Here is a 13,464-nt window from a genome sequence, read left to right on the forward strand (position 1 = left end):
TACGACCGAGCTCGTTCAGAAGCTGCAGGTGGCTCGTCGCGAACTCCAGCTCGAATCCGCCATTGCCAAGCTCGACAAATTCGATCTGCTCATCCTCGATGATCTCGCCTATGTAACCAAGGATCAGGCCGAAACGAGCGTGCTCTTCGAGCTCATCTCCGCGCGCTACGAGCGGCGATCAATCATGCTCACCGCCAACCAGCCCTTCGGTGAATGGAACAGGGTTTTCCCCGATCCCGCCATGACACTCGCCGCCGTTGATCGTCTCGTCCACCACGCGACTATCTTTGAGATGAATGTCGAAAGCTACCGGCGTCGATCCGCGATGGAAGCCAAACGCCAGCGTGGCAGGCCCGCTTACTTCGCGACAATGAAAAATGCCGCCGAGATTGACGCTGCGCGACAATCAGAACCCAACGAAGCGCTTGCCAGCGACAATCACGATGATACCGTCGACGACGACCGCGACACTAGAATCTCATCCAGATTGTCGCGCTGATCTCATCCAGATTGTCGCCCTACAGATCTTCATATTTCGCGGCAGACCGCTGCAAAATATCTCGATCTGCTCGCTGAAAAAGGGTTTGTCGCCAAACATCGTTCGGGCCGCAGCAATTACTATGTCAACGAAGAACTTTTGCGGCTCTTCCTTGACGTTTCGGGAGGGCGGTAACGAGCATGTCGAAGGAAGCCGATATGGCATTGTGAAATGGGCGTATGGCTGCGCGTGGGCCAATTCCAGACAAAGGCTTCGCTACTGTTCGCCCTAGAAGTCATCATCGACCTCCTTCACAGTGTGGCGGACGCTCTTCGGCAGAAGAGTCAGTTTTTCGTCAAGGCGAGCGTTGTGCATCTGAAGGGTGCGCTCGTCATAGTCGAACAGGCGCACGCCGACGATCGAGGCGACCTCGAAGACGATGCCGATCTCAGGCCCGGCGCGCCTTTTTCGATGCTGGATAAGGTCGTGCGGCTGATGCCGGCGCGGTCGGCTAGTTCCTGTGCGGTCAGGCCGCGTTCCGACCGGCCAACGCGGATCAGCTTGCCAAGCATGGTGAGGGCTGGGCGCGTGACTCTGGAGTAGCTCCTCTGGCGGGGCACGGTTATACCTGTTGTTCATTTTAGTGGACGTGAAGCCATCTCATGTCCAGAATTTTGTACTTTTTGCCAGGGGGATTGGGTTAAGTTAAGTTTGGCTCATTTGATTGGTCATAAGACTGGTTCATGGCCAAAATTTTGAACAAATTTTGTGCCATGTGCGACCGCAGGCGGTCAGGCTCTAGGCTTTGCCCGGAGTCGCGCAACGGTCTCCGCCCATACGGGTGACGATCCTTCGCGCGGGAGAAAGGGCTCGGTAGCCCACCACTAAAGCTGGCGCTGGAGCTTTTTCCGCCGTTGTACCTCAGCTGGTGAGGGCGACGGGCGGCTCCAGACGAAGAAGGCGCGAATACTTCGCTTTGGACAATGTTCCATGTTTTTCATAAGGTTGTCATCGATGTACGCCCTGAGATGGTCTGGCATCTCTATCAGTGCGGCGATGCGGTGGAAGTGCTTGAACCAGCCGGGTCGCGCGCGATGGTGGCTGGTTAACCCCAGCGCAGACTTTGCATCTCCACTGCAGCTTCGGCAAGAGGCATGAGTGAAGACTTAACCACCGGAATAGTAAAGGAGCTGATCGGCCAGCTTCCCATCAAAGATGCTTACAACGACGCCATGTCCAGCGGCATGAAGCAGAGTGGCCGGCACTTCGAGGACATCGCGAAAACGGTCAGCGATCCCGTAGTCGTGATATCGGCATCCTCCAGCTTCTTAACCTGCCCCTTTTTGATGTTGGCGACGGTGTAAAGGCTGCCTTGCTCTGTCCAGAAACTGTCGCAGTGATCCGCCCAAGTGCGGGCGTCGCTTTAGCTCGGCGGCTCAGGGACTGGGGCTTTAAGTTGATCGAGGATCCGCGATGTCCTCAAAGTTGCCCTGTCTTTTTTCTCCCGAGAGATGCGTGGTGACTTGCTAGTCAATGCGAAAGCCGGGTGTCCGCAATAAGCAAACAAATGCAATCAGTGGCCGACGCTTTTGCTCCTAGGCCTCACCGGATAGGACGTTAATTTTAAAGGATAGACCAGGAAGCAATTATATTTTCTTTAGTATCTATGTTTTTGGTCGATTATTAAGTCCCATCCAAAGGAGGGCTTTATGCCAAAGACGACTTCGAACTCAATCGCGATCGGCACTAAAGCGGCGGATTTTTCCCTGACCGATGCGAGCGGTGCTTTGCATCAGCTTTCCGACTTTGATGCCGCACCAGCACTACTCGTGGCGTTTATCTCCAACCGCTGTCCTTTCGTGCAGCTCATCCGCGACGAATTCTCATCCTTTGCGCGCCAGTATGGCGCTAGTGGCCTTCAGGTCATTGCCATCAACAGTAACGACTCCGAGGTTCACCCCGAGGAAAGCGTTGAAGCCATCGGCCGCGAAGTCGAAGTGATCGGCTACTCCTTTCCTTACCTGAAGGATGAAAAGCAGGCTGTCGCAAAGGCCTATGGCGCTGCTTGCACGCCAGACCTTTTCCTCTTCGATGGAGGCCGCAGGCTCGTTTACCACGGTCAATTCGATGATGCGCGTCCGGGCAATGGTAAGACACCGACCGGCAGGGACCTGCGAGCTGCAGCGGATGCCGTTTTTGCCGGACGGGAGCCTGCAGCCGAACAGACACCGTCGATTGGGTGCAACATCAAGTGGACTCTAGGAAATGAACCATCCTGGTTTTCTAGCGCCGCGTAACTGGATCGCAGCGGTCTTGGCCGCCCAGTCGAAATGAGTTTTCTGGAAATCCCATGTCCCTTCAACGAAAAGTCCTTGTAGGCGGAGAACCTCTACACTTGCAAGCAGATGTGCTTGTGCTGGGAGGAGGTCCCGCCGGCGCATGGGCCGCGCTGTCTGCAGCGCAGAACGGTGCGCGAGTCGTGTTGGCCGACAAAGGTTATCTCGGCACCAGTGGCGCCACGGCACCGTCGAACACCGGCACCTGGCTGGTGCCGCCAGGTGAAAGCCGGGCGCAGATCGTCGAGCGGCGTTGGCAGCGCACCGGCAATCTTGCCGATCAGCGCTGGATGCTGCGCACCGTCGATCAGGCCTACGAAAACCTGCTAACACTGGCCGAATGGGGCTATCCCTTTCCCGACGACGAAGACGGCAATCTCTACATCGCCAATCTCCGTGGGCCCGATTACATGGCCTTCATGCGCCGCCGCGTCCTTAAAGCCGGCATCACCGTTCTCGATCACCACCCCGCCCTCGAACTTTATTTCGACGGCGAAGCGGTTACCGGTGCTGCGGGCATGGATCGTCAGCGCAACCGTGACTGGCGTGTCGATGCCGGCGCTGTGGTGCTGGCAACGGGCGGCTGCGCCTTTCACGAGCGCATCATGGGGGCTGCGGCTCTAACCGGCGACGGCCTTCTGATGGCGGCCGAGGCCGGCGCAAGCCTTTCGGGGATGGAGTTCACCGGCAAATATACGCTTGCCCCCTTCGGCTCTTCCCTCAACAAGGGATTGCCGTTCCGCTGGGCGTCGTTCTTCCGTGAGGATGGCACGCACATTCTCGATAGCGATGGCAACCATCTGCGAAACGGTATCGGCGAGCGCGAGAAGGAAATCGCCAAGGCGATGATCGAAGCCCCCGTTTACGCGGTACTTGATCAGGCGGAGCCGGCGCTGCAGGATTGGCTGCGCCGCGGCCAGCCGAACTGTTTTCTGCCCTATGACAGGGCACCCGTCGATCCCTTTCGAGACATGTTCCGGGTCACCTTCCGTGCCGAGGGCACCGTTCGCGGCACTGGCGGCATCCGTATCGCCGCACCGGATTGCGCCACCGATGTCGCCGGTCTCTATGTCGCCGGGGATGCCGCAAGCCGCGAGAAGGTCGCTGGCGCGACGTCGGGCGGTGGCGGGCCAAACTCCTCATGGGCAATCGCCAGCGGCTGGTGGTCCGGCCACGGGGCTGCTTCGCATGCCAAGCGCCGTGTCGACAAGTCCTTCAGAACCAATTCCAACCCTCTCGGCCAGGCCGGCTTGCGCCCGGGATCGACAGCGAAGGCGTCGCTTACGCCGAAGGACGTCATTGAAGGCGTACGTGCAGAAGTAACGCCGCTGGAGAAGAACTATTTCCGAGAAGGCGGACGGCTGCAGGAGAGCAGCGAGAGGCTCGATGCTATCTGGAGCGACGTCAGGAACCACCTTTCGGGCTCTGGCCTCGATCGCCTAAAGGCGCGCGAGGCGGCCGCAATCGCTGCGTCCGGCCGCTGGTCGGTGGCGGCGGCACTTGCCCGCAAGGAGAGCCGCGGCATGCATCGCCGCAGCGATTGCAAAGGGAGCGTTCCGGCCTTCACACATTCAGTCACCTTGCGCGGCGTCGACGAGATCAATGTGTCCGCCGCGGCGGACAGCCGCCAGGAGATCGCGTCATGATCGAGATCATTTCGGAAAGCCGCTGCGTGGAGTGCGATATATGCGTTAAAGTTTGCCCGGCCAATGTCTTCGATGCGACCGACGGCGTTCCTGTCATCGCCCGGCAGGACGACTGCCAGACCTGTTTCCTCTGTGAAATCTATTGCCCGACCGACGCTGTCTACGTGGCTGAGCGCGCCGACGGGCCGCTTGCGATAAGCGAGGCTGAAGCCGAAGAGCGAAACCTCTTCGGAAGCTATTCCCGCGCGCTCGGATGGAAGCGCGGCAAGCCGGGCGGATCGGAACTTGATCCGACCCACCGCATCCGCGTCGCGCAAGTCTGAAATTGGAGAACCGCATGGACCGTATCACCGTCACCGACGTCCACAAGACCTTTCAGCTCAAGCCAGGCCAGTCGGTGCTGATCGACGGTCGGCCTTCCGAACACGTCACCGTCCTCAACGGTGTCGATCTTGCTATCCGGAAGGGTGAGTTCATTACGCTGGTCGGCCCGAGCGGCAGCGGCAAATCGGTACTGCTCGACATCATCGGCGGATTAACGGACGCCTCCGACGGGATTGTCAGCATCGACGGCAAGCGGATCGTCAAACCGGACCCGAAGACTGGCTACGTCTTCCAGCAATATGCGCTGTTTCCATGGCGCACAGCGCTCTCCAACATCGAATATGCGCTGGAAGTTCACGGCGTTGCAAAGCGAGAGCGGACCGAGAAGGCGCGCTATTTCTTGTCGCTGTTCGGGCTTTCAGGTTTCGAGGATCGCTACCCGAACCAGCTCTCGGGCGGCATGCAGCAGCGCGTCGCAATTGCCAGGGCGCTCGCGACCGACCCCGAGGTGCTCTTGATGGACGAACCATTCGCCGCACTCGACGCGCAAACCCGCGAGATCCTGCAGACAGAGCTTCTGCGCATCTGGGAGAAGATCAACACAACGGTTGTCTTCGTCACCCATTCCATCGATGAGGCCATCTACCTCGCTGACCGGATCGTCGTCATGACCGCGCGTCCCGGGACGGTCAAAGAGATCATCGACATCGACCTGCCCCGTCCGCGCGACGGCGATATACGCGCAAGTTCGGAGTTCAATGCGCATCGCGGCCGCGTCTGGGAGGCGCTGCGCGATGAGGTTAACAAGGCACAAAAAGACTGGGCGCTTTCGCCCGCCTATGCTCACTGAAGGGACGAACGCTTATGGCCTATGCAGCAGACAAGACCGCCTTCGGTGCGCGCCTCACATCCGGCAACAACACGAAGCGAGCGCCGAAAGTCCGGCGGCGCCTGGAATTTGGCACGTTCATCTATGGCTTGCCGCTGATGGTGGTCTTCCTTGCCCTCTGGGAGATCGCGCCGCGCCTCGGCTGGCTGAACCGGATTTTCTTTCCGCCGCTGAGCGAGGTCTGCGAGGCTTGGTATGTGATGCTGCTCGACGGAACGCTGACGGCCAATATCGGCATCAGTCTCCAGCGCGCAGCCATCGGTTTCGTTCTCGCAGTTATTGTCGCCGTGCCGCTCGGCTTCTTGATGGGTCGCTACACACTGTTCGAAAAGGTCTCAGACCTGCTGGTGCAGACGTTGCGAAACACCTCGCAGTTCGCTCTGTTGCCCGTCTTCATTCTACTGCTCGGTATCGGCGAGGCATCGAAGATCGCGATCACCTTCTACTCGTCGATCTTCTTTCTGCTGATCAACACGATCTCGGGCGTCAAATCCGTCGACCCCCTGCTTCTGAAGGCGGCACGCTCCATGGGCACGTCGGATATCGACATGTTCCGTAAGGTCATTTTGCCGGCCAGTATCCCGTCGATTGTCTCCGGTATGCGGCTTGCCGTCAAATCCTCGATCTTCGCCGTCATCGGCGCTGAGATGCTGGCGGCGAAATCTGGCCTTGGATTTCTGATCCAACAGTCGCAGCTGATGATGGAGACCGCCGACATGTATGCCGGCATCATCACGATGACCGCGATCGGCCTCTTGGTGAACTATCTACTCGTCTGGTTCGAGCGCTGGGCCACCGCCTGGAAGGGAAGTTCCGACATCTCGCACGCCTGAATTCGCATCCGCTTTCAACCTGGTTTCAATGGGGACACAAAATGATCGCTCTCAACTCATCCACACTGCGCCGTGCCGTGCTCGGCGGCCTTGCAGCACTCGCCTTCGGCAGCGTTACGCTGGCATCGCCGGCCTTTGCCCAAGACAAACCGAACGTGATCCGAATCGGCAGCACAGCGCCCGGCCACCTAAAATTCATCCTTCAACGGCACAACGGAACGCTCGCCAAGGAATTCGAGAAGGACGGCATCAAGGTCGAATTCATCGCCTTTACCAATGGCGGCTCTGAGGCCACGACTGCGCTCGCCACGGGCGCAGTCGAATTCATCTACACCGGTAATAACCCGGCATTGCGCGTTGCGGCAGCCGGTGCTGACGTCAAGGCGATCGGCCTATCCAGCTTCGTCAAGGAAAACGGCTCTGCCATCATCGTCAAGTCGGATTCGCAGATCAAGACGCTGCAGGACCTGAAAGGCAAAAAGGTAGCCTACTTAACCGGGACAGTGCGTCACTCGACTTTCGCCAAGGCCCTGAAGTCTGCCGGTCTCTCGCTTAACGATGTGGAATCGCTCAACCTTGCCTTCGACGCTTCGGGTCCGGCACTGGTGCGCGGTGACGTCGATGCGGTCGTGGAAAGCGGTGATGTCGCCGCCAAGCTCGTCGAAACAGGCCAGGCGCGCGTTATCCTTGATGCCTCTTCGCATCCAGAATGGTCGGCCCCCTTCCTGATCTCGGCAAATGGCGAATTCGTTCGCAACTATCCTGACCTCGTCAAGCGCCTGCTGAAGGTCGATATCGAAACCGCGCGCTGGGCTGATGCTCATCCCGAAGAAACGATCAAGATTTTTGTCGATGAGACCAAATCGTCGGAGAAATCTGTGCGGAAAACCTTCAAAGAAAATGTCTTCTACCAGGATCCTAAGATCACTCCGCAGGCACTTGCATCCTTGAAAAGCGAAGAGCAGTTCATGGCTGACGCCAAGCTTCTCAAAGGGTCGGTCGATTACGACAAGTGGATCGACACCAGCTTTCTGGACGCCGCCTACAAGGAGGTAGATCAGAAACAATCCAATTAGGCTCAGGAGTTCAGGGCGTACCCTATCGCTCGGGGTGCGCCCTAGAGGATGTCGCGATGCTTACAATTAAGCGCTGCCGAAAAATTATAGAAAGTCTTCGTGCCGTCGAGCGCTTGCGTGGGGAGCGAGCGGTGTGGGAACGCCAGGAAGCCGAACGCTACGAGAAGCTGGTCACCGTCTGTCTGCTGCTTGGGATGAGCGATATGGAAGAGATCGACGAAGCGGCCATGACAGCGCACGCTTCTGGCTTAGACCCCTAGCTCTCTGGCACCCCTCTAGACTTGCCCGCAATTCAACGTTGCCCCCGTTTGCCTGATCTGCGGCCCAATTTGCTGATGCCCCTTGTTCGCCGAACAAGCCCAGCTGGAATTGTTTTCCCAAAATTGCGGCCACACTGGCAACCCCTACCTCGATTAAGACTACTAATCTTATAGTCTATTATCAAACGCGAGGGACCATGAGCGAAACAGCAGGCAGAATTGATGTCGACGTCCTGGTTGTCGGCGGCGGACCCGCAGGTTGCTGGGCAGCTTGGAATGCGGCGGCAAGTGGTGCCAAGGTCCTCCTGATAGACAAGGGTTACGTCGGCACCAGCGGCGCGACGGCGGCGGGCAACACGACTACTATCTACACGCAGCGCGGCACAGTCGAACGTGCAGCCACCGTAGGTCAGCGTGTTCGGTTGGGACACGGTTTTACCGAGGCCGAGCGCGTGGAGCGTGTCCTTGATAGGACACTCGAAAACCTCGATCTGCTTGCCGAGTGGGGCTACGACTTTCCCAGCTATGAAGACGGACGCCCCTATCGTGGCATGCTCCGCGGTCCCGACTACCTCCGTTTCATGCGCCAGAAGCTCATCAAGGCGCGGGTGAAGGTAATCGATCACTGTCCCGTGGAGGAGCTCCTGGTCTCGGATGGGGCCGCGGCGGGCGCAATCGCGCGGTTCCGTCGGTCTGGTGAAACGTTGGCAATTCAGTCCGGCGCCGTTGTCATCGCGACGGGCGGTTGCGCATTCCTTAGCGGAGCGATTGGAACGAACAACCTGACGGGTGATGGCTACCTGATGGCGGCCGAAGCGGGCGCAGTTCTTTCCGGAATGGAATTCTCTGCGCAGTACGGGATATCACCTGCTTATTCGAGTGTGACCAAGGGCGTCGTATACTTCTGGGGCACATTTAGCGACGAGCAGGGCAACGTGCTGACCTCGCCCGGTGATCGGCAAAGCGTGGTGGCGAGCGAACTCATTCGCGGCCCGGTCTACGCCATCCTCGACAAGGCATCACCACGCCTACAGGAAGGCTTCCGCCGAGGGCAGCCGAACATCTTCGTTCCCTTCGACCGAATGGGCATCGATCCATTTAAGGAGCGGTTCCCTATCACCCTCAGGCATGAGGGTACTGTCCGTGGCACGGGTGGTCTCAAGATAGACGAGCGGTCCACGACCACGGTGCCGGGACTCTTTGCGGCCGGCGACGCCGCTACCCGGCAGGGCATGTCGGGAGCGTCGACGGGCGGTGGTGGGCCGAATTCGAGCTGGGCCATGGCGACGGGCTCATGGGCTGGCGAGGACGCAGCACGCTACGTGCGGTCGCTCGGTGCGAACTGGAAAACGAGAGAGGTTCGTTCGGCTAACCAGCGTGAAGCATCCCCATCGTCGCACAATGCTGTCGATCTGGATTCCGTGATCACCCAGACCCAGCAGCAGATCCTGCCGCTGGACGGCGGATACTTCAGGAGCCAGGAGAGCCTCTCAAAGGCGTCCGGCATACTGTCGGCTCTTTGGAACGATGAATCTTGGCGGTCAGGAGATCGGACCAAGGTTCGGGAGGCCGAGGCGCTGATCGCGACTTCGCGGTGGGCCACAGAGAGCGCGCTGCTGCGCAAGGAAAGCAGAGGTCTTCAACGCCGGACGGATTTTCCCGATGCCAATCCGCTGCTCGCACGATCGATCGATTCCGGTGGGACCGACAACATTTGGGCTTCTTTCCAACCCCAGCAGCAAATGAGCGAAGCATCATGATCGAGATCGTCAGCGAAGATCGCTGCGTAAAGTGCGACCTCTGTGTCGACGCCTGCCCGGACAACGTTTTCGATGCCGTTCCGGACGGCGTTCCGGTCATTGCCCGGCAATCCGACTGTCAGACGTGTTTCCTCTGCGAACTATTCTGCCCGACGGACGCCCTGTACGTGTCACCGCTTTCGGAATCTATCGAGGGCTCGACTGAAGCCGATCTGGTCGCAAGAGGCATCATGGGAAGCTTCCGTCGCGAGATGGGTTGGAAGAACGCAAAGCCGCGGGGGACCGCAGGCGACATGAGCTACCGGATCTTCGAGACCGGAACCATTACACCTTAACTGGAGAGATCAATGAGACGACTTCTATCGACACTCCTCTTGGCGGCGACCGTCGCTTTGGGCGCGGCGGCGGCTAAGGCTGAAGATGCCCCCGCGACCATTCGCTTCGGCGACGTCGGCTTCGGATTTGGAACGCCCTTTGGGGTCGGTCTGCAGGCCATCGCGGACGCCAAGGGGTTCGTCGTGGACGAATTCAAGGGCACGCCCACCAAGGTCGAGTTCACCTACTTTACCGGGACCGGTCCGGCGATCAACGAGGCACTCTCGAACGGCCAGCTCGACTTCGCATCATATGGTGCCGTGCCTAACATCATCGGCAAGGCCAATGGGCTGGATACCGTAATCCTTGCTTCTTATGGTGGCACGACGATCTTCGGAGCAGCACGTCCGGATCTCGACATCAAGTCGATCGCGGATCTCAAGGGCAAAAAGGTTGCCATCCAGAAGGCGACCATCATCCATTGGGGCCTCATCACCGCCCTGAAGAACGCCGGGCTGTCCGAAAAGGACATTACGATCGTCGATCTCAAGAATGCCGATCAGCTCGCTGCGATCGCAGCCAAGAGCGTCGACGCAGTGTTCGGCGCAGACTTCCTGCTGCCGCTTGAGGACAAGGGCGTCGCCAAGATTTTCTACAAGTCATCGGACGCCGGAGCTTCCGGCGATGGTTTCGGCGCGTTCCTCGTGACCGACAAGTTCCGAAAGGCATATCCGCAAGCCACGCAGAAGGTTGTGACGGGCTTCGTCAAAGCGGCTCAATGGCTTGCAGACGACAAGAACCGCGACGAGGCATTCAAGATTTGGTCACGCGCCGGATCGCCGATCGAAGTGATAGCCAAGTCGAATGCCGGGAGCTCGCTTGGCCAGAAATACAATCCACGTCTCGACGCCTTCTTCAGGTCCCGGTATCAGAGCGGCATCGCCTTCGACCGCGAGCAAAAGCTGATCCGTCGCGATGTCGATCTCGATGCATGGGTTGACCGTACCTATGTCGACAATGCCGTGAAGTCGCTCAAGCTCGAAACGCTGTGGCCGGATCGCTCCGCCACAGGCGCCCTTCAGAACTGATCGGAACGTCAATGGCAACGATCGGTGCAGAAGAAGATATTCGCGTCGCTCGCAGCGTACCGGAATTGCGCCCCGCAAGGCTCAAGTCGTTCTTCGTCAGCACCTTACTCGTTGTCATACTGCCAGCAGGGCTGCTCACACTCTGGTGGGCAGCCTCGACGCAGGGCTGGGTATCAGCGCAAGTCTTGCCTCAGCCGGACTGGGTTTTTCAGACCTTCCTCGATCTGGTCGCCAGCGGCGACATCCTCGCCGCGGCCGCAGTCAGCTTCCGCCGAATCGCCGAAGGCTTCCTGATTGGGGCATCCCTGGGGTTCCTTTTCGGTCTGCTAATCGGAAAGTCAAAGACAGCGGACGCCTATCTCGGGCCGACCTTCAGAGCGTTGGCTGCGGTGCCCTCGCTGGGTTGGCTGCCGATATTGATCCTTCTTCTCGGCATTGAGGAGAGCCTAAAGATCGTCATTCTTGCCAAGGCCTGTTTCGTTCCGATGGCAATCAGCACGGCTGCGGGCGCCAGAAATGTGCCCAAAGGCCTAACGGAAGTCGCAGAAGTGCTGCGCCTCCGGCAGACCACCCGGTTCTTCAAGCTGACTATCCCGGCGATGGCGCCCTTCATTGCGAATGGTGTCCGGCTTTCGCTTAGCCAGGCTTTCGTCTCGCTGATCGTCGTGGAGATGCTCGCTGGAACTGACGGGCTCGGCTACATGATGGTCTGGGGAAGAACTCTGTTTCAGCTTGATATCGTCATGGTCGGCATGATCGTCGTCGGGGTGGTTGGCTTCGCCTTGGATCTCCTTCTGAAGCGCGCAGAAGTGCTCGTTCGTCGAGGGAGTGGTGCTCATGTCTGACCGTTCTGCACGGATCAACGGATTTCCTCGTGGCGCAGTGCTGCCACTCGCCGCCGCGCTAATCTGGTTCGCAGCTTCGGCGGCCGGATTTCTCTCTGGCCCCATGGCGGTCACTCCCCTCGAAGTGTTCGTCACCCCCTTCGTCGATCCCTCCGGTCGAGAACTCTGGATGGCCCTGCTCGCGAGCGTCGCCCGTGTACTTTCGGGAGGAATCCTTGGCGGCCTGCTTGGTCTGGTTTTGGGTTATATTGCCGGAATGTACAGGATCGCGGCCCTAGGACTGGCGCCGACTGTCCACACAGTCAGACAGGTCGCCCTGTTCGCGTGGATACCGCTGCTCACGGCATGGTTTGGAAATGGCGAAAGTACAAAGTTGGTCTTCACCGCTCTGTCGACGTTCTTCCCTTTGTTTCTGGCCACTGAGCAAGGTGTCAGGCAGGCTCCCCTACCCCTCATCGAAGCGGCACAGACGCTGGGCCTGCGACCTTGGACCCGCGTTCGCAAGCTTTACCTTCCTGCTGCTCTTCCGAGCATATATATCGGGCTGCAGATTGCAGTCCTTTCGGCATGGATCGGAGCCATCGGTGCGGAGTATGCGATCGGGAATGGCCGTGGTCTCGGAAGCTATATCGCCAGCGCTCGCGATCAGTTCAGAATGGACATCGTTATAGTTGGCGTCTTTGCGCTCGCCGGAGGCGGCGTCGCGTTATCAGCGGCCGTGCGGCTCGTCACCGCCAAAATTTCACCATGGAGCCAGGAAGCCTGATGAACGCCCTCGCACTTGAACACGTGAGCAAAAGCTACATCCTGGAGGGTACAGAACGACCCGCTCTCAAGGACATAAACCTCAAGGTCCAACACAACGAGATCGTCGCGATCGTTGGGGCATCCGGGTGCGGCAAGTCCACGCTGCTGCGTCTGGTGGTCGGCCTCGATAAGGACTACCGCGGCACGATTTCATGGGGTGGTCAGGACACCGCGTCCTTGTCCAAAGTTGGCATGGTGTTTCAAGACCACCGTCTTTATCCCTGGCTGACTGTTCAGGGAAACGTAAATCTGGCCTTCGACAATACCAGCCTTTCGGCTGCGGAGCGACGGGATCGGACTAGCCACTATCTTCAACTCGTTGGTTTGAGTGATTACGCCAAGGCCTACCCGCGCCAATTATCTGGCGGCATGGCGCAGCGTGCAGCGATTGCCCGTGCATTGGCGCAGGAACCAGAAGTCCTTCTCATGGACGAGCCGTTTGGAGCGCTGGACTCGATCCTAAGGATGCGGCTTCAGGATGAACTCCTCTCGATCTGGGAAAGAAACAAGGTTTCCATCGTCATCGTTACACACGACGTCGAAGAAGCTCTGTATCTCGCGGACCGCGTTCTTGTGATGGAGCCCAACCCTGGGCGCATCCGCGATGTCGTGGAAGTCGAGTTGCCTCGACCCAGGGACCGCGGCGATCCTGCTCTCGCTGCGCTCAAGCGGAGGTGTCTGGAAACTCTAATTTAAGGTAATGCCGGATGATCATGAGCGTCTCTCAGAGACATTATGCTCACTCCCCTCGTCATCATAGGGGCGGTTTTCGATGGGAGAATAACCCCGGCTGGCGGAAGTGAATCC

16 protein-coding genes and 1 pseudogene are annotated in these 13,464 nt (G+C 58.8%); 16 read left to right on the top strand and 1 reads right to left on the bottom strand.

What is annotated here, in order from left to right; genetic code table 11:
- The coding region (locus QTL96_RS08620; RefSeq protein ID WP_289727432.1) for an ATP-binding protein at positions 1 to 499 on the top strand (499 nt) is incomplete at its 5' end.
- 33 nt (positions 500 to 532) lie between these two features.
- Positions 533 to 673: a hypothetical protein gene (locus QTL96_RS31255; protein WP_354669126.1), complete on the top strand. Its 141-nt coding sequence runs from the start codon at positions 533 to 535 to the stop codon at positions 671 to 673.
- 93 nt (positions 674 to 766) lie between these two features.
- Here QTL96_RS31255 and QTL96_RS08625 read toward each other — a convergent pair.
- Positions 767 to 1,050, bottom strand: a pseudogene (locus tag QTL96_RS08625) (helix-turn-helix domain-containing protein).
- 582 nt (positions 1,051 to 1,632) lie between these two features.
- Here QTL96_RS08625 and QTL96_RS08630 point away from each other — a divergent pair.
- The 14 genes from QTL96_RS08630 to QTL96_RS08695 all read left to right on the top strand — a co-directional run bounded on the left by QTL96_RS08630 (position 1,633) and on the right by QTL96_RS08695 (position 13,353).
- A complete protein-coding gene (locus tag QTL96_RS08630) occupies positions 1,633 to 1,842 on the top strand; it encodes a hypothetical protein (RefSeq protein WP_289727433.1) in 210 nt (69 codons plus the stop codon).
- A 345-nt stretch (positions 1,843 to 2,187) separates the two neighbouring features.
- Entirely contained in the window at positions 2,188 to 2,775 is a 588-nt protein-coding gene (locus QTL96_RS08635; RefSeq protein ID WP_289727434.1) for a thioredoxin family protein, read from the top strand.
- A gap of 53 nt (positions 2,776 to 2,828) precedes the next feature.
- Positions 2,829 to 4,460: an FAD-binding protein gene (locus QTL96_RS08640; RefSeq protein WP_289727435.1), complete on the top strand. Its 1,632-nt coding sequence runs from the start codon at positions 2,829 to 2,831 to the stop codon at positions 4,458 to 4,460.
- On the top strand, positions 4,457 to 4,783 hold the full coding sequence (locus QTL96_RS08645; RefSeq protein ID WP_289727436.1) for a ferredoxin family protein: 327 nt from the start codon (positions 4,457 to 4,459) through the stop codon (positions 4,781 to 4,783). The genes QTL96_RS08640 and QTL96_RS08645 overlap by 4 nt, the downstream gene beginning before the upstream one ends.
- A gap of 14 nt (positions 4,784 to 4,797) precedes the next feature.
- The gene (locus tag QTL96_RS08650) at positions 4,798 to 5,634 is read left to right on the top strand and encodes an ABC transporter ATP-binding protein (protein ID WP_132671086.1); all 837 of its coding nucleotides are present in this window, start codon (positions 4,798 to 4,800) and stop codon (positions 5,632 to 5,634) included.
- Positions 5,635 to 5,648: 14 nt separating this feature from the next.
- A complete protein-coding gene (locus tag QTL96_RS08655) occupies positions 5,649 to 6,506 on the top strand; it encodes an ABC transporter permease (RefSeq protein ID WP_289727437.1) in 858 nt (285 codons plus the stop codon).
- A gap of 41 nt (positions 6,507 to 6,547) precedes the next feature.
- Complete coding sequence (locus QTL96_RS08660; RefSeq protein ID WP_289727438.1) at positions 6,548 to 7,582, top strand: aliphatic sulfonate ABC transporter substrate-binding protein; 1,035 nt, start codon at positions 6,548 to 6,550, stop codon at positions 7,580 to 7,582.
- A 56-nt stretch (positions 7,583 to 7,638) separates the two neighbouring features.
- Positions 7,639 to 7,842: a hypothetical protein gene (locus tag QTL96_RS08665; RefSeq protein ID WP_289727439.1), complete on the top strand. Its 204-nt coding sequence runs from the start codon at positions 7,639 to 7,641 to the stop codon at positions 7,840 to 7,842.
- A gap of 197 nt (positions 7,843 to 8,039) precedes the next feature.
- Complete coding sequence (locus tag QTL96_RS08670) at positions 8,040 to 9,602, top strand: FAD-binding protein (protein WP_289727440.1); 1,563 nt, start codon at positions 8,040 to 8,042, stop codon at positions 9,600 to 9,602.
- Positions 9,599 to 9,937: a ferredoxin family protein gene (locus QTL96_RS08675; protein WP_289727441.1), complete on the top strand. Its 339-nt coding sequence runs from the start codon at positions 9,599 to 9,601 to the stop codon at positions 9,935 to 9,937. The genes QTL96_RS08670 and QTL96_RS08675 overlap by 4 nt, the downstream gene beginning before the upstream one ends.
- 12 nt (positions 9,938 to 9,949) lie before the next feature.
- On the top strand, positions 9,950 to 11,005 hold the full coding sequence (locus QTL96_RS08680; RefSeq protein WP_289727442.1) for an ABC transporter substrate-binding protein: 1,056 nt from the start codon (positions 9,950 to 9,952) through the stop codon (positions 11,003 to 11,005).
- Between the two features lie 11 nt (positions 11,006 to 11,016).
- The gene (locus QTL96_RS08685; RefSeq protein WP_289727443.1) at positions 11,017 to 11,850 is read left to right on the top strand and encodes an ABC transporter permease; all 834 of its coding nucleotides are present in this window, start codon (positions 11,017 to 11,019) and stop codon (positions 11,848 to 11,850) included.
- The gene (locus tag QTL96_RS08690) at positions 11,843 to 12,616 is read left to right on the top strand and encodes an ABC transporter permease subunit (RefSeq protein WP_289727444.1); all 774 of its coding nucleotides are present in this window, start codon (positions 11,843 to 11,845) and stop codon (positions 12,614 to 12,616) included. The genes QTL96_RS08685 and QTL96_RS08690 overlap by 8 nt, the downstream gene beginning before the upstream one ends.
- On the top strand, positions 12,616 to 13,353 hold the full coding sequence (locus tag QTL96_RS08695) for an ABC transporter ATP-binding protein (RefSeq protein ID WP_289727445.1): 738 nt from the start codon (positions 12,616 to 12,618) through the stop codon (positions 13,351 to 13,353). Before QTL96_RS08690 ends, QTL96_RS08695 begins: the two co-directional genes overlap by 1 nt.
- The last annotated feature ends 111 nt before the right edge of the window (positions 13,354 to 13,464 follow it).

The organism is Rhizobium sp. S163 (genome assembly GCF_030380805.1).
In the GTDB taxonomy this organism is placed as follows: Bacteria; Pseudomonadota; Alphaproteobacteria; order Rhizobiales; family Rhizobiaceae; genus Rhizobium.